This is a genomic window from Peptoniphilus indolicus ATCC 29427 (genome assembly GCF_000227315.1).
Lineage (GTDB): Bacteria > Bacillota > Clostridia > Tissierellales > Peptoniphilaceae > Peptoniphilus > Peptoniphilus indolicus.
Genome location: NZ_JH165149.1, coordinates 1 through 595, shown reverse-complemented (window position 1 = coordinate 595; position 595 = coordinate 1). Strand labels below are relative to the sequence as shown.

The following is a 595-nucleotide window of genomic DNA, read 5'->3' as shown; positions in this document are numbered from 1 at the left end:
TAATGACGGGTCAAGACCTTCAATTGTAGAAGTAATGGATAGAAGAGAAGAAAGAGTGTATCAAATAAGACAACTTTTAAATTCTGAGAATTGTGTTGTGTGCTTGAAATTGAATATTCCTGGGGAAGTTAAAAACAATGATTGGATATTAAAAGTATTTGATAAAGCAGTTGAAAAAATAGATAAAAAGCTTTTAGAAAATGGAATAGACATAGAAAAAAAGTCAGTTCAAAATTTAAAGACGGGACCGGAATATATTTTTAGTGTTATAGAAGATTCTAAAATTATTAAAGAATATATGGTTGAAATAGAAGAAGAAACTCCGATAGGAAGGCTATATGATATTGACGTTGAGACAGCTGATGGAAGTGTTTCAAGGCAAGACATCAATAAAGAAGAGAGGAAGTGTTTTATATGTGACAAACCTTCTAAAATTTGTTCCAGCTCAAGAGCGCATAGCGTTGAGGAAATGTTAGCTTATATAAGTGGTTTAATTTTGAATGAGATTGAATAAAATCAAGTAAAGCTTATATATTTTTAAATATAAATTAATATACAACTTTAAACGGTCAGATATTTTATTGAGATAGAGTTT

Annotated in this window: 1 protein-coding gene; it reads left to right on the top strand. The window is 29.1% G+C overall.

From position 1 onward, the window contains the following. Positions 1 to 514, top strand: a 514-nt coding sequence (gene citX / locus HMPREF9129_RS10430) for a citrate lyase holo-[acyl-carrier protein] synthase (protein WP_004823608.1), incomplete at its 5' end; no start/stop codon positions are given. Between the last annotated feature and the right edge of the window lie 81 nt (positions 515 to 595).